The organism is Armatimonadota bacterium (assembly GCA_031081675.1).
Classification (GTDB): domain Bacteria; phylum Sysuimicrobiota; class Sysuimicrobiia; order Sysuimicrobiales; family Kaftiobacteriaceae; genus Calidihabitans; species Calidihabitans tengchongensis.
Map to the genome: position 1 here is coordinate 1 of JAVHLZ010000038.1, position 15,166 is coordinate 15,166.

The 15,166-nt window shown below is 70.2% G+C and carries 16 protein-coding genes; 13 read left to right on the forward strand and 3 right to left on the reverse strand.

Annotated features, from left to right (window positions below):
- The 3 genes from RB150_10905 to pdxA form a co-directional block, all read right to left on the reverse strand.
- Positions 1-482: DcrB-related protein (locus RB150_10905; GenBank protein ID MDQ7821042.1), on the reverse strand; the 482-nt coding region annotated here is incomplete at its 3' end.
- A gap of 32 nt (positions 483-514) precedes the next feature.
- Entirely contained in the window at positions 515-1,453 is a 939-nt protein-coding gene (locus RB150_10910) for a DMT family transporter (GenBank protein MDQ7821043.1), read from the reverse strand.
- The gene (pdxA, locus tag RB150_10915) at positions 1,450-2,439 is read right to left on the reverse strand and encodes a 4-hydroxythreonine-4-phosphate dehydrogenase PdxA (protein MDQ7821044.1); all 990 of its coding nucleotides are present in this window, start codon (positions 2,437-2,439) and stop codon (positions 1,450-1,452) included. Before pdxA ends, RB150_10910 begins: the two co-directional genes overlap by 4 nt.
- Before the next feature lie 158 nt (positions 2,440-2,597).
- On the opposite strand from pdxA, the gene RB150_10920 reads away from it, so the two are divergent.
- The 13 genes from RB150_10920 (at position 2,598) to RB150_10980 (ending at position 15,164) form a co-directional block, all read left to right on the forward strand.
- Entirely contained in the window at positions 2,598-3,029 is a 432-nt protein-coding gene (locus RB150_10920) for a hypothetical protein (GenBank protein MDQ7821045.1), read from the forward strand.
- Between the two features lie 67 nt (positions 3,030-3,096).
- Complete coding sequence (gene codA, locus RB150_10925; protein ID MDQ7821046.1) at positions 3,097-4,365, forward strand: cytosine deaminase; 1,269 nt, start codon at positions 3,097-3,099, stop codon at positions 4,363-4,365.
- Positions 4,362-5,183: an ABC transporter permease gene (locus RB150_10930; GenBank protein MDQ7821047.1), complete on the forward strand. Its 822-nt coding sequence runs from the start codon at positions 4,362-4,364 to the stop codon at positions 5,181-5,183. The genes codA and RB150_10930 overlap by 4 nt, the downstream gene beginning before the upstream one ends.
- 40 nt (positions 5,184-5,223) lie before the next feature.
- Entirely contained in the window at positions 5,224-6,207 is a 984-nt protein-coding gene (locus RB150_10935) for an ABC transporter substrate-binding protein (protein ID MDQ7821048.1), read from the forward strand.
- A 20-nt stretch (positions 6,208-6,227) separates the two neighbouring features.
- Positions 6,228-7,070 (forward strand): ABC transporter ATP-binding protein, encoded by an 843-nt coding sequence (locus tag RB150_10940; protein ID MDQ7821049.1) that lies wholly within the window; start codon positions 6,228-6,230, stop codon positions 7,068-7,070.
- Positions 7,067-7,567, forward strand: coding sequence for a DinB family protein (locus RB150_10945; GenBank protein ID MDQ7821050.1), 501 nt, complete (start codon positions 7,067-7,069; stop codon positions 7,565-7,567). Before RB150_10940 ends, RB150_10945 begins: the two co-directional genes overlap by 4 nt.
- A gap of 56 nt (positions 7,568-7,623) precedes the next feature.
- Positions 7,624-8,388 (forward strand): FadR/GntR family transcriptional regulator, encoded by a 765-nt coding sequence (locus tag RB150_10950; GenBank protein ID MDQ7821051.1) that lies wholly within the window; start codon positions 7,624-7,626, stop codon positions 8,386-8,388.
- Between the two features lie 3 nt (positions 8,389-8,391).
- Positions 8,392-9,630, forward strand: a complete 1,239-nt coding sequence (locus tag RB150_10955) for a 4Fe-4S dicluster-binding protein (GenBank protein ID MDQ7821052.1) — start codon at positions 8,392-8,394, stop codon at positions 9,628-9,630.
- Positions 9,631-9,668: 38 nt separating this feature from the next.
- Positions 9,669-10,877 carry a pyruvate ferredoxin oxidoreductase gene (locus RB150_10960; GenBank protein ID MDQ7821053.1) on the forward strand — a complete coding sequence of 403 codons (1,209 nt, stop codon included), beginning with the start codon at positions 9,669-9,671 and terminating at the stop codon, positions 10,875-10,877.
- Between the two features lie 30 nt (positions 10,878-10,907).
- Positions 10,908-11,933: a thiamine pyrophosphate-dependent enzyme gene (locus tag RB150_10965; GenBank protein MDQ7821054.1), complete on the forward strand. Its 1,026-nt coding sequence runs from the start codon at positions 10,908-10,910 to the stop codon at positions 11,931-11,933.
- Positions 11,934-12,098: 165 nt separating this feature from the next.
- A complete protein-coding gene (locus RB150_10970) occupies positions 12,099-13,079 on the forward strand; it encodes a tripartite tricarboxylate transporter substrate binding protein (protein MDQ7821055.1) in 981 nt (326 codons plus the stop codon).
- A gap of 72 nt (positions 13,080-13,151) precedes the next feature.
- The gene (locus RB150_10975) at positions 13,152-13,631 is read left to right on the forward strand and encodes a tripartite tricarboxylate transporter TctB family protein (GenBank protein MDQ7821056.1); all 480 of its coding nucleotides are present in this window, start codon (positions 13,152-13,154) and stop codon (positions 13,629-13,631) included.
- Between the two features lie 3 nt (positions 13,632-13,634).
- Positions 13,635-15,164, forward strand: a complete 1,530-nt coding sequence (locus tag RB150_10980) for a tripartite tricarboxylate transporter permease (protein ID MDQ7821057.1) — start codon at positions 13,635-13,637, stop codon at positions 15,162-15,164.
- Positions 15,165-15,166 lie beyond the last annotated feature (2 nt).

Here is a 15,166-nt window from a genome sequence, read left to right on the forward strand (position 1 = left end):
GCCAGCCGGCGCGACGCCGCCGCCGTGGTCCCCGTCACCACGTAGCCGCGGGTGCCGGCGATGGCGGCCAGCTGCATCTGGTACAGTTCCACGCCGTCGCCGCGGATCCAGGTGTAGTAGCGCACCACCGCCGGGTAGTCGCCCACCCGGGTCCGGTCGGCCCGCAGGCGGCGGTAGCCGGTAAACAGCAGCCCCATGCCCGACTCGTTCTGGGAGTCGTACTGCTCCACCGTCATCCCCGGCGGAACTTCCTCGTGGGTGACGCTGACGTTCATGCGCAGCCCGGAGACTCCGGCTGGCGGGGGTCCCACCACCAGCAGGACCACGCCGGTCGCGGTGCGGGCCACCTCCCACCCGGGCGGGTAGCTCAGGGTGAACCCCAGCCGGGGGTGGGTGAATGTCGCCCACCCCGTCGCCGCCGAGGCGGCTCCCGATGCGACCAGCAGCAGGCCGCACAGCGCGGCGGCCATCCGAGCGGTCATGGCGGCACTCTCCCGGCCGTGGGGCGTCTGCGTTATGTCATCTGCCCGTCGGCTGCGGCTCTAGACGCGGGGGCGGGTCCCTCGGTCGACCGGGTCAGGCCGACCCCGGCCAGGACCGCGGCCGCCCCCACCACCTGGCGCAGGTGGAGGACCTCGCCCAGGCCCGCCCACGCAGCCACCACGGCCACCACCGGGATCAAGAGCGTGTAGGCTGCGGTGCGGGACGTCCCGAGGGCCTGGACGGACAGATACCAGACCACGTAGCCCGCTCCCACCGCCAGCACGCCCGAGAAGGCCACGGCGCCCCAGGCGCGCCAGGTCAGCCGGGCCCAGGGCAGGACCGCCAGGTCCGGCAGGGCCACCGCCACCAGCGGGACCGTGCCCGCCGCCATGCTCAGCGCGGTCAGCTCCAGCGCCCCCGTCCGCGCCAACAGGGGGCGGCCAGCCACCGTGTAGACCGCCCAGCAGAGGGAGGCCAGCAGGGTCAGCAGGTCCCCGGCCAGCATGCCCCGGCCGGCCTGGGCCGGGTTGCCCCACCCTACCAGCAGGGCCACGCCCGCCAGGGCCAGCACGATGCCCGCCCAGGTCCGCGGGCGCACCGGTTCGATCCGCCCGATAGCGGACAGGGCGGCGACGAACAGAGGAATGGTGGCCAGGATGAGGGCGGAGTGCCCCGCGGTGGTCCGCGCCAGGCCCAGGACGAACGCGAGCTGGTAGCAGGTGTGGCCGACCACCCCCAGGGCCGCCACCTGCAGGGCCACCGGTCCCGACAGGGGCAGGCGGCGGCCTGTGGCCCACGTCCAGGCCAGGACGGTCGCCGTGGCGACGGACAGGCGCAGGGCGTTGAACGGCAGGGGCGGGATCTCCTCGAAGGCCGCCTTGACGATGGGAAAGGTGATCCCCCACACCCCCACCAGCGCCAGCATGGCCGCCTCGACGCGCCAGGTGGACCGGAGCGCGGACCCCGTCATCCGTCCTGCAGCTGCCCGACCCCGGCCATGCGGGCGGCCAGGTCGGCCGCCGCGAGGATGGCCGCCGTCATGCTGTCCGCCCGGGCGATCCCCCGGCCGGCGATGTCGAACGCCGTGCCGTGGTCCACGGAGGTCCGGATGAACGGCAGGCCCAGCGTCACGCTCACCGCGCCGAAGAAGTCCACAGTCTTGGCGGCGATGTGACCCTGGTCGTGGTAGAGGGCCAGCACGGCGTCATAGCGGCCCTCCAGGGCCTGGGCAAAAACCGCATCGGCGGGGATCGGACCCTCCACGTCCAGCCCGGCCTGCCGGGCTTCCCGGACCGCGGGCGCGATCTCCCGCTCGTCTTCCCACCCCAGGGCCCCGCCTTCTCCGGCGTGGGGATTGAGGGCGGCCACCGCCAGGCGGGGGCGGGCAACGCCCAGACGAAGCAGGCTGTCGGCGATCCGGGGCAGCAGGGCCACGATGCGCTCCCGCCGCACGTGCTCCAGGGCCTCCCGCAGCGACAGGTGGCGGGTCAGAAAGAAGATCCGCAGGGAGCGCACGACGAACATCGTCAGAGGGTCGGGAGATCCGGTCAGCGCGGCCAGCATCTCGGTGTGGCCCACGAAGCGGTAGCCGGCGCGCCAGAGGGCCTCTTTGTGGATGGGCGCGGTGGCCAGCGCGTCGGCCCGACCGTCCAGGATTTCCTGCACCGCCCGTTCGATGAACTGGCCGGCGGCCGCGCCGGCGGTGGCCTGCACCCGTCCCCACCGCAGCCGGCGGTCCACGTTGGCCAGGTCGATCAGCTCGGCCGGGCCGCCGGGTCCGAACTCCAGGTGAACGCCGGTCACCTCCATCGCCCGGTTCACCACCCAGGCGTCGCCCACAACGACGGTGCGGGCGGCGGCCTGCACCCGGGGATCCGCCAGCGCCCGGACCACGATCTCGGGGCCGATCCCCGCGGGATCTCCCAGGGTGACGGCGACGACGGGAGGAGAACGCATGATTCCATTCTAAGAGGGAGGAGGGAAGAAGGAAAAGGGAAGAAGGGATACTGCCTCCAGACGGGGGCACGTCAACGCTCCAGCCCTCCAACGCTCCAACGTTCCAACGCTTCAACGTCTCTTCTCCCGAGTCAACGTTTCTTCTCCCGAGGGTCGTCGTGTCCGATCCGGAAGAGGTCGAGGTCTTCGGGCGGCGCTTCCTGGTCACCGTCACCGGGCCGGACGCCGGACGGCGCTATGCGGCCACCATCTGGGAGCCGGCGGCGGGGCGCACCCTCACCCGCTCCCCCGTGCGCGGCCGCAGCGTCGCCGAAGTGCGGGAGAAGGTGGTCGAGGTTCTGCACACCCTGGTGGGCATTGACCGGGCCCAGGAGCAGATCCTGGCCGTGGCCGCCGAGATGGCGCCGGGCGCGTCGGTGGAGCTGGTCGAGGACGCCCAGGCCATCCGGGCAATGCTGGCGGGTGGATGGGAGCTGGCGGTCCCGCTGGCCCTCCCCCGGGACGACGTGACCGACCCGGAGGCCGACATCGCGGCGCTGCGGCGGAGGATCGTTGACCACTTCCGCGCCCACCTGCGCCGCGTCCGCTGAGGTGCCGCCGGGGGAGCAGGAAGCGCGCGCGCCCTGGCGAACAAAGCCGGAAGATTTCCGGGCCGCCATGGACCTGATCATCCGCCGAGCCGCCGTCCGGGGCAGGGACGGGCTGCACGACATCGGGGTGCGCGCCGGACGCATCGCCGCCATCGCCCCCCGGCTGGACGCCACCGCCCCAACGGAGCTGGACGCCGGCGGTAGCCTGGTCACCCCCGCTCTGGTGGAGACCCACATCCACCTGGACGCCGCCCTCACCGTGGGGCAGCCCCGCCACAACCGCACCGGGTCCCTGTTCGAAGGCATCGAGATCTGGGCCGAGCGGGTGCGCGCCCTGACCGAGGACGACGTGACGCGCCGCGCCACCACCGCCCTGAAGTGGATGCTGGCCCACGGCGTCACCCGCGTGCGCACCCACGTGGACGTCTGCGATCCGAACCTCACGGCGCTGCGGGCCTTGCTCCGGCTGCGGGACGCGGTGCGGGATCTGATCACCCTGCAGATCGTCGCCTTCCCCCAGCAGGGGATCTACTCGTTTCCCGACGGCGAGCGGCTGCTGCGACAGGCCCTGGACCTGGGCGCGGACGTGGTGGGGGGCATCCCCCACTACGAGTGGACCCGGGAGTACGGGGAGCGGGACGTGCGCACCGTCCTCCAGCTGGCCGCCGAGTACGGCCGGCCGGCGGACCTGCACTGCGACGAGACCGACGACGACCACAGCCGGTTCCTGGAGCTGGTGGCCGCGGAGACCATCCGGCTGGGCCTGCAGGGGCGCGTGACCGCCAGCCACACCACCGCCATGCACTCGTACAACAACGCCTACGCCTACCGCCTCATCCGGTGGATGCGCCACGCCGGCGTGCACATCATCACCAACCCCCTGGACAACTCGGTCCTGCAGGGGCGGTTTGATACCTATCCCATCCGCCGGGGCTTCACCCGCGTCCGGGAGCTGCTGGCCAACGGGATCAACGTCTGTATCGGCCACGACTCCATCATGGATCCGTGGTACCCCCTGGGGGTGGGTGACCCGCTGCAGGCCTGCTTTGTCATGGTGCACTACGGGCAGCTGTCCGGGCGGGACGAACTGGAGACGCTGCTGGACCTGGTGACCACCCGCGCCGCCGCGTGCGTCGGCGCGGCCGACTACGGGTTGGCCGAAGGGCGTCGGGCCGACCTGGTGGTCTTCGACGCTCCCACGGCCGTGGACGCCATCCGGACCCTGGCCGCGCGGCGGTGGGTCCTTTCCGGAGGGCGCGTGGTGGCCGAGACCCAGCCGGCCCGGTCCGTGGTGCGCTGGGCCGGCGACGCGGAGCCGGTGCGGTTCGTGCCGTGACGGCCCGCGCCCCCTCCCGCCCCGGCCCGGCGGCTCTCGGCCGCCCGCGGCGCACCCCCGTCGCCGACCTGGGCTCGTGGACGGTGTTCGCGGCGGTCGTCCTGCTGGGGTGGGAGGTGGGGGCACGGCTGTACGACCAGCCCTACCTGTTGCCGGCCCCCAGCCAGATCCTGGCCGCGCTGCGCGCCGACGCGCCGCTGGTGCTGGCCTACGCCCGGGTGACGGCCCAGGAAACGGTGCTGGGATTCGGCGCGGGGTCGGCGCTGGCGCTGCTGGGGGCGATGCTGTTCGTGTGGCTGCCCCGGCCGGTGGAGGAGTTCCTGTACCGGATCGTGGTGACCCTCAACAGCACGCCGTTTGTGGCCCTGGCCTCGCTGGTGGTGGTGTGGTTCGGGCTGGGGATCACCAGCAAGGTGGTCATCGCCGGCCTGTACACCTTCTTTGCGGTCCTGTACCACACCCACAAGGAGTTCATCTCCGTGGACCCCATGCGGGAGTACCTGCTCGACGTCTACAACGCCACCTGGCTGCAGCGCATGCTGTTGTTGAAGCTGCCCTCGGCCCTGCCCATCATCTTCACCAGCCTCAAGGGCGGCGTCATGGCGGCCGTCAACGGGGCCATCGTGGGCGAACTGTTCGGGGCGTTTGAGGGCCTGGGGTACATGATCCTGGACTCGCGGTACGTGGGGAACACGGTGCGGGTGTTCCTGGCCGCGGTCTTCTGCACGTTGATCGGGTGGGTGCTGCTGGGTGTGGTCACGGTGGCCGAGCGGCTGCTGGTTCCCTGGCACGTCAGCATGGCCCGGGAGCGGTCCTGACGGGCCGTCCGGGAGCAGGGACGACACGGGGAGGTGGGCTATGGGAGGCCTGAGGTGGGGTGCGCTGGTGGGGTGTCTGGTCCTGGCGATGGCGGCCGGGGTCGGGGCGCAGGGGCAGCCGGTCTCCATCATCGAGGCGTGGTTCATTCACAACGAGTCGATGGGCGATCCGGTGGGCGTCGAGAAGGGGTTCTTCGGTCCCCTGCGGGTCCAGGTGATCGGCGGCGGCCCGGGCCTGTCGCCCATTGACCGGGTCATGGCCAAGGCCCGGGCGGGGGAGATCGTCTTCGGCGTGGACTATCCCTACAACATCCTGGAGGCCCGGGAGAAGCAGAGGCTGCCGCTGGTGGTGGTCTCCCATGACTTCCAGAAGTCGGCCATCCACCTGCTGTCCTGGGTGCCCCTGCGGTCCGCGAAGGACGTGCGGGGGACGGTGGCCACCTGGATCGGCTACGACAAGCAGATCAAGGCCATGATCGGGCGCGGCTGGGAGAAGCAGATCCGCATCGTCAACCAGCAGGGCGACCCGGCCACCATCGGGGCGTGGATGCGCAAGCAGTACCAGTTCGCCCACGCCATGGGGTACAACGAGGTGCTGGTGGCCCGCCGCCTGGTCACCGAGAAGTTCTACGTCTACTCCTACGCCGACGACTTCGGCATGAAGTGGCCCGAGAATGTGGTGTTCACCACCGAAGAGATCGTCCGCCGCTACCCGCAGATCGTGCAGCAGTTCGTCACCGGCCACTACCGGGGGTTCAAGTACGCCCTGGCGAACCGCGAGGAGGCGGCCGACATCCTGCTGAAGTACAACAAGAACCTCGACCGCGCCCACGAGATCGAGGGGATGGAGTTCCTCCAGTCCATCATCGTGACGCCGGCCACCCGCCAGAAGGGGCTCGGGTACGTGGACCCGGCGGCGTGGGACCAGCTGGCCAGGGATCTGGTCAACGCCGGCATCTTCACCGCCCTGCCCAACGTGAAGGCCGCCTACACCACCCGCTTCCCCAGCGGGGTGATGCCCTGACGCCCGGAGGGGGAGGCCGCGTGTCCGCGTCCGTGACGCCGATCCTGCGGATGGCGCGGGTCAGCAAGACATACGAGGTGGCCTCCCCCCACCGCGGCGGCCCGGCCCGGGCGCTGGACGCGGTGGCGAACGTCACCCTGGAGGTGCAGCCGGGCGAGTTCGTGGCGATCATCGGGCCGTCGGGGTGCGGCAAGACCACGGTCCTGTTTCTGCTGGCCGGGTTGCGGCCGCCCACGGAGGGCACCATCGAGGTGTGCGGGCGTCCTCCCCGGCAGGCCGTGCGGGACGGGCTGTGCTCGCTGATCTTTCAGGCGCCGGTGCTGCTGGAGTGGCTGTCGGCCGAGGAGAACGTGCTGCTGCCGCTGCGCCTGCGCGACCCGCGGTGGTGGCTGTGGCCGTGGGCGCGGCGTCGGTACCGGCCGCAGGCCGAGCAGCTGCTGCAGACGGTGCAGCTGGAAGAGTTCGCCCACTACCGCCCCGATGCCCTGTCGGGAGGGATGCAGCAGCGGGTGGCCCTCGCCCGGGCGCTGACCCTCAACCCCCAGGTGCTCCTGCTGGACGAGCCCTTCGGGGCTCTGGACGAGATCACCCGGGACCGCATGAACCTGGAGCTGTTGCGCCTGGTGGAGCAGCGGCGGCTCACTGCGGTGTTCGTCACCCACTCCATCGAGGAGGCGGTGTTTTTGGCGGACCGGGTGGTGGTCATGGGCCGGGGCGCGTCCCCGCGTACCGGGAGCAGCGTGGTGTGCGAGGTGGAGGTGAACCTGCCCCGCCCCCGCACGCCGGCCGTGAAGGAGGATCCGGCCTTCTTCCAGATCGTGCGCCAGGGGCGGGCGGCTCTGCGGGAGGCGCAGCAGGCATGACCGACGCAGGCACCGGCGGCAGCGTGTTTGACCAGTGGCTGGCGGCGTGGGTCCAGACGCGGCGCCTTACCTACGACCTGCTGCGGGCGCTGCCCTACGCCGTGATGAACTTCTCCCCCCACCCGGAGTTCGGGACTTTCGTGCGCCAGATCCGGCACTGCGGCGACATCCAGGCGTGGTATCTGGAGGCTCTGCGCACGGGGACCATGGATATCTCAGCGCGGCCCCGGCGAAGGGAACTGGAGCAGTCCAGAGAGCACGTGGAGGCCTACCTGCAGCACCTGGACGGCGAGCTGGAAGGGGCGGTGCGCGGCCTGGGAGCGCAGGACCTGGGCCGGACCATCCACTGGAGCCCCGACGAGCAGGTGACGGTGCTCCAGCACCTGATGGCCCTGCTGCAGCACGAGACCCTCCACCAGGGGATGTGGGCTTTCTACGCGAAGATCGCCGACCTCCCCCTGCCGGACAGCTGGAAGAAGGCCTGGTCGCTGGAATGACGGGCAGCCTCTTGACACCGCGCAACCTCTGTGAGAGAGTATCAATGGTCTGACCAATGGACCATTCCTCAGGGCGGGACTCAACAATAGTACCCCCTCCGGATGTCGCAGAGAATCTGGAGCCCATCCGGCGCACCCGTATATATGAAGAAGTTGCCTCCCAGATCCAGCGGCTGATCATCGAGGGGCGCCTTCGCCCCGGGGACCGCCTGCCCCCCGAGCGCGAGCTGGCCGAGCGCTTTGGCGTCAGCCGGACCTCCGTCCGGGACGCCATCCGGGTCCTGGAGCTGATGGGCCTGGTGGAACCGCGCCAGGGAGAGGGGACCGTCGTCTGCGACCTCAGCCCCGACTCCCTGGTCCACCCCCTGGCCTCGCTGCTGGTCCGCAACCGCGCCCTGCTGGCCGACCTGCTGGACGTCCGCAAGATGATCGAGCCCCACCTGGCCGCCCGAGCGGCCCGCCACGCCGCCCCCGAGGACGTGGCCCGCCTGGAGGCCATCCTGGCCCGCCAGGAGGCGCGGGTGGCCCAGGGCCAGCTGGCCATCGAGGAGGACTCCGAGTTCCACGAAGCCATCGCCACCGCCGCCCGCAACCGGGTGATCCTGCGGATCCTGGACGTCCTGATGGACCTGCTGCGCACCAGCCGCGAGCAGTCCCTGCAGGTCCCCGGACGGCTGCAGCGGTCGCTGGAGGGGCACCGGCGCATCCTGGAGGCCATCCGCCGGCGCGATCCGGAGGGGGCGGAGGGGGCGATGCGCCGACACCTGGAGGAGATCGAGCAGGTGCTGCTGGGCAGTCACGCACTCCAGACGGGAGGGTAGACCGTGGGCCGCCTCTTCGCCATCGAGATTGTCTACCGGGGGATCTTCCAGAAGAACCTGGCCAAGAACATCAGCCGGGGGATCGTGCTGGCCGCCCGGCACGCCGGCAAGACCGGCATCTCCTTCGGCCGGTACGGGGACAGCCCCGAACGCAACGGCATCCCCGCCAAGAACTTCGCCATCGTGGCCACCGACGACGAAACCCTGCAGGAAGGGATGGCCAAGTACGAGCCCCGGGAAGTGGACATCACCATCGCGGTGGACGACACCCTGTGCAAGGGGGTGGAGTCCTGGGCGTGGTACGGGCTGCAGCCCATCAACCGCCTGCTCAAGCCTGGCGGCACCCTGCTCGTCACCACGATGCACGACTTCGACGCGATCATCTCCATGTGTCACCGGAAGGACTACCCCTACCAGCTGGCTCTTCTGCGGGGCATTCCCAGCTTTTCGGGGCTGTGGGTCTACAAGGACGACCACACCGACGTCCGGGTCCTGGGGGCCATCGCCCGGGTGCTGCCCGACCTGTTCGACCTGGACGCGGTGGAGAAGGCCATCCGGGAGGAGTGGAACGACGACCTGAAGGTGGCCTCGGCCCGCAAGGCGGCCGACCGCCTGCGGACCCGCGTCGTCCTGCCTACCGAGGGCAACCCCGAGAAGCCCTACGCCTTCGAGCTGCCCCGCTGGTACGAGCTGCGGGAAGGGCTGTCCATCCCCGCGATTCCGGTCGGGCAGGGCGTGGCCGATCCGGTCACCGGCCAGGTGGGCGGTTTCCGGCCGGCCCGCAACCCCACCTTCAAGAAGTTCAGCACCCGCACCATGCGGCCGGTGGTGGACTTCGACAAGTGCGTCAAGTGCACCCTGTGCTGGCTGCAGTGCCCTGACTCCTGCTTCGATGTGACCCCCGACGGCTACTACGACGCCCACATGGAGGCCTGCTGCGGGTGCGGCGTCTGCGAGGCCGTCTGTCCCGTGGAGCACTGCATCACCATGGTCAACGAGACCGCGTTTACCGACAACCGCAGCCAGTGGGAGATGTGGAAGCAGGACAAAGACGCCTATCGGGCGTGGGTGCAGGACAAGATCCGCGCCCGGCCGCCCCGCCAGCACGGCTTCCGGATCCGCGGCCAGTACGTGGAGGAGATCCAGCAGCTGGTCGCAGCCGGGGTCGTGGACCGCTCGCTGGGGGAGCGGCTGGCCGAGGACGTGACCGCCGAGCCCGGCGAAGCCAGCGCCGGAGGATAGCGCGGGGGGACATACGGGGGGACGCCATGGCACAGGTGATCGAGCAGGCCCAGAAGGAGAAGGAAGCCCTCATCAGCGGCAGCGAGGCGATTGCCGTCGCCTGCAAGCTGGCCGACGTGGACGTCATCACCGCCTACCCCATCCGGCCCTACGACACGGTGATGCAGTACGTGGCCAAGCTGGTGGCCAACGGCGAGCTGGACTGCGAGTTCATCGTGGCCGAATCCGAGCACTCGCAGTTCGAGATTGTCAAGCACGCCAGCGCCGCCGGCGCCCGGGTCTTCTGCGGGAGCAGCGGCGTGGGGTGGATGTACGCCTTCGAAGCCCTCACCGTCACGCCGGCGCTGCGCATCCCCCTGGTGGCCATGGTGGGCAACCGGGCCCTGGACGACCCGGGGGCGTTCGGGGTGGAGCACAACGACGCCCTGGCCGTGCGGGACCTGGGGTGGCTGCTGGTGTGGGTCGATACCGCCCAGGAGGCCCTGGACACGGCCCTGATTGCCTACCGGGTGGCGGAGGACCGGCGGGTGTTCCTGCCCTGCGCCATCGCGTGCGACGGGGCGTTTCTGACCCACTCCCAGGCCCTGGTGAAGATCCCGCCCCAGGAGTGGGTGAAGGCGTTCCTGCCGCCCTACAACCGCGGCGACCTCCTGCTGCACCCCGACAATCCCATCACCGTCGCGCCCCAGGTGAACGAGGACTGGCTGATGGAGCTGCGCAAGCACAACGACGAGGCCATGAAGCGGGCCAAGACGGTGGTGATTCCGGAAGCCTACCGGGAGTTTGAGCGCATCTTCAACCGTTCCTACGGCAACCCGTTCTTCGAGGAGTATCAGACCGACGACGCCGACGTGGTCCTGGTGGGCATGGGCACCCTCTCCATGCCGGTCAAGGTGGCCATCCGCCAGATGCGCCGCGAGGGCAAGAAGGTGGGCTTCGTCCGGCTGCGGTGGTTCCGGCCCTTCCCGGCGGAGGAGCTGGCGGAGGTCCTCGGCCGGTACCGGGCCGTGGGCGTCATCGACCGGGACTACTCGTTCGGCGCGCCCCACGTGAGCGGCGTGGTGGCCACCGAGGTGCGGGCCGCGCTGTATCCCCACCCGTCGCGCCCGCCGGTCCTCGGGTTCATCTGCGGCCTGGGCGGGCGGGAGGTCACCGTCCCCGACGTCCGGCGCATGAGCGATCTGCTGTTTGAGGCGGCCGCCGGCCGGGCGGTGCCGCTGACCACGTGGGTGGGGATTCGGGAGTAGGCGGGGACGTCTGTGCCCGAGGTGAGGACCATGGATGCCGTGGAGACCGCGCTGCCCACGCAGCAGCTGGAACAGATCAAGGGGGTCAAGAAGGCCCCCCTGGAGGAGTACTTCACCTCCGGCCACCGCACGTGCCAGGGGTGCGAGTCGGCCCTGGTGATGAAGCTGATGGTGAAGGCCGCCGGCCCCCGCACCATCGTGCTGGGCAGCACGGGGTGCATGTACGTGGCCAACACCACCTACTACAGCACGTCGTGGGTGGTGCCCTGGATGCACACCCAGCTGGGCAGTTCCGGCTCGGCCGGGCTGGGCACGGCGGCGGCCCTGCGGGTGTTGATGCGCAAGGGCAAGATCAAGGAAGAGCCCATCAACGTCATCGCCTTCTGCGGTGACGGCGGCGGGGCCGACATGGGCCTGTCGGCCATCTCGGCGGCCCTGACCCACCCCCAGTACAACTTCCTGATCCTGCTCTACGACAACGAATCCTACGCCAACACCGACATCCAGCTGTCGGGCCTGACCCCCTATGGCGCCCACACCACCTTCAGCCCGCCGGGCAAGATGAAGCGCCTGCTGCACACCCGGTGGAAGAAGAACGTGGCGGGGATGCTGGCCGCCGGGCACCCCGAGTGCCGGTACGTGGCCACCGTGTGCGCCTCCTATGCCGTGGACTTCATGAACCGGGTCCGCAAGGCCCTGAGCATCGGCGGGCCCACCTTCATCCACTCCCTGGACCCCTGCCCCAAGGGGTGGGACTACGACCCGATGCTGTCCCACGAGCTGGGCGAGCTGGCGGTGGAGACCGGCGTGTGGCCTCTGTACGAGGTGGAAAACGGCGTGCTCAAGCTGTACGGGCGCACCAAGGCCATCGCCGAAAAGCGCGCCAGGCGCAAGCCGGTGCGGGAGTACCTGATCCGCCAGGGGCGCTTTGCCCACTTCACCGACGACGACATCGACTACTTCCAGGCCAAGGTGGACGAGATGTGGGAGAAGTGGCTGATCCCCGGCGTCATCCCGTTCCGCAAGGAGCTGGAGCAGGATCGGCCGCCCGTGTGACGTAGCGCCGCCTATGAGACGCACGGACGGGGGCTTGCCTGACGGGGGCCCCCTGGTCCGTCTCTGGGGCCGGTGGCGTGGCTCGGCCCCGGTGCGCACGGCGCGCAGGGCAGAATCCTGGGGAGGTGAGAGGCGATGCGATCAGGCCGGGTGAGGCCTGCCTGGGTGGCGGGCCTCGTCCTTGTGGTGGCAGCCCTGGCGGTGCCTGCGGTGGGTGCGCCGGCGTGGACGCCCCGGCGCCCGGTGGAGTGGACCATTCCGGCCGGCACGGGCGGGGGCGCGGACCAGCAGGCGCGCTTCATGGCACCGCTGATCCAGAAGTACAACCTCTCCCCCCAGCCCTTTATCCCGGTCAACCGGCCGGCGGGGGCGGGGGCGCAGGCGTTCCTGTGGATGATCGACAAGACCGGCGACCCCCACACCATCCTGATCACCCTGGACAACCTGTTTGCCACACCGCTGGCCCAGGTGATCCGGATGCGGGACGGGTCGCGCTTTGACTGGCGCAAGCTCACCCCCATCGCGCGGCTGCTGCTGGACAACTTCGTGCTGTGGGTGCACGCCGACTCGCCCTGGAAGACGCTGGCGGAGTTCGAGCGGGCGGCCAAGGCCGCGCCCCCCGGCAGCCTGAAGATGGCCGGCACCGGCAGCAAGCAGGAGGACGAGATCATCATGGTGCTGCTGGAGCAGGCCTGGGGCGTGGACTTCACCTACGTGCCCTTCCCGGGCGGCGGGGCGGTGGCGGCGGCCCTGGTGGGCAAGCAGGTGGACTTCACCGTCAACAACCCCCTGGAGGCCGTGGGCCACTGGGAGGCTGGCCGGGTGCGGCCGCTGGCCATCTTCGCCAGCGAGCGCGTGCCGTTTGGGCGGTGGCGGGAGATCCCCACCATGAAAGAGCTGGGCCTGAACATCGAGTACCAGATGCTGCGGGGGATCTTCGGGCCGCCGGCCATGCCGGCTGAGGCGGTGGCGTTCTACGTGGACGTGTTCCGGCGGCTGATGGACACGCCGGAGATGGCCGACTTCATCGAGCGCGGTGCCTTCACCAAAGCCTTCCTCACGGGCGCCGACTACGTGCGGTGGCTGGAGCAGAAGGACGCCACCGTGCGGACGCTGATGACCAAGGGCGGGCTGATCGGCCCGTAGGACGATCCCACGGATCCGGCGGCGGGCGGCGGTGCCCGGCCCCGCCCGCCGCCTCCTTGGGGGGAGGGGAGGATGCGGAGAGCGGAAGTCGGCATGGCCGTGGTCCTGGTGGTCCTGGGCGGGGTCCTGATCTGGCAGGCGGTGCAGCTTCCCATCGGGTGGACGGCCATCGGACCCGGGGCGGGGTTTTTCCCCTTCTGGCTGGCGGTGGGGGTGACGGTCTCGGCGGGGGGAATCCTGCTGGGCCGGCTGCGGGCCCGGCCGGCGGCCGGCGACCGGGACGTGTTCATCCCGGCGCACGCCTGGCGGCCGCTGCTGGCGGTCTTCCTGCCCATGGCGGCGGTGGTGGCGCTGATGAACGTGCTCGGGATCTACCTGGGCGGCGCCCTGTACCTGGCCGGCTACATGTGGCTGGTGGGCCGACACCGCCCCCTGTCCATCGCGCTGGTCAGCGTGCTGGTGCCGCTGGCGCTGTTTTTCATCTTCGAGCGCTGGTTTCTGCTGCCGCTGCCCAAAGGGGCGCTGCTGGAGTCGATCCTCTACGGGAGATAGGGCATGGGATTCCTGTCGGTCTTTGACAACCTGCTGTACGGCCTGGGCGTCGCCCTCACGCCCGTCAACATGCTGGTGGCGGTCGTCGGCCTGGTCCTGGGGACCGCCATCGGCGTGCTGCCGGGGCTGGGGGGGACCAACGGCGTGGCGCTGCTGCTGCCGCTGACCTTCACCCTCACGCCCACATCGGCCATCATCCTGCTGGCCTCGGTGTACTGGGGCGCCATCTTCGGGGGCGCCATCACCTCCATCCTGTTCAACATCCCGGGCGAACCCTGGTCGGTGGCCACCACCTTCGACGGCCACCCGCTGGCCAAGCAGGGCAAGCCGGGCATCGCCCTCACGGCGGCGTTCACCTCCTCGTTCATCGGCGCGCTGGTGTCCATCATCCTGTTCACGTTCTTCGCTCCGCCCCTGGCGGAGCTGGCACTGCGCTTCGGCCCGCCGGAAAACTTTGCGGTCCTGCTGCTGGCGTTTGCCACCTTTGCGGGTCTGGGCGGAGGCGACCTGCTCAAGACGGTGCTGATGACCCTGCTGGGGCTGCTGCTGTCCACGGTGGGGTTTGACATCGTCAGCGGCCGGCCCCGGATGAACTTCGGGTTTGTGGAGCTGCAGAGCGGGATCAACTTCGTGGTGATCGCCATCGGGCTGTTCGGCCTGGGGGAGATCCTGCTGACGGTGGAGGAAGGGCTGCGCATTGAAGGGGTGCGGGGCCGGATCAGCTTCCGCGACCTGTGGGAGACGTGGAAGCTGTTCCCCCGGTACGTGGCCACCCTGGTGCGGGCCACCATCCTGGGGTTCTGGATCGGCGTTCTGCCCGGCACCGGCGCCACCCCGGCGTCGTTCATGAGCTACGGCCTGGCCAAGCAGTTCAGCGCACACCCCGAACGGTTCGGCAAGGGCGAGGTGGAGGGGGTGGTCGCCCCCGAGACCGCCGCCCACGCCGCCGGCATCGGGGCCCTGCTGCCCATGGTGACCCTGGGTATTCCCGGTTCGCCCACGGCGGCGGTGATGCTGGCGGGCTTTTTCATCTGGGGGCTCAATCCCGGGCCCCTGCTGTTCACCGAGCAGAGGGAGTTTGTCTGGGGCCTGATCGGCTCCATGTACATCGCCAACGTGGTCGGCGTTGTCCTGGTACTAACCCTGGTGCCGGTGTTTGCGGCCATCAACCGCATCCCGTTCGGGATCCTGGCGCCGCTGATCGTCATCCTGTCCAGCATCGGCGCCTACGCCGCCAACAACCAGATCCTGGACCTGTGGATCATGCTCGCCTCAGGGGTGGCCGGCTACCTGTTCAAGAAGCTGAGGTATCCGCTGGCGCCCCTGGTGGTGGCGCTGGTCCTGGGGGACATGACCGAGCAGGCGCTGCGCCAGAGCCTGATCATGGGCCAGGGTCACGTGGGCTTCTTCCTCACCCGCCCCATCGCCCTGGCGTTCATCGCGGCCAGCGCGGTGCTGTTCCTGCTGCCGGTTCTGCGGGGGTTCCGACGCAGGCCCGCGCGGGGCGCCCCACGTCCGGTGGAAGCAGCCTAGCC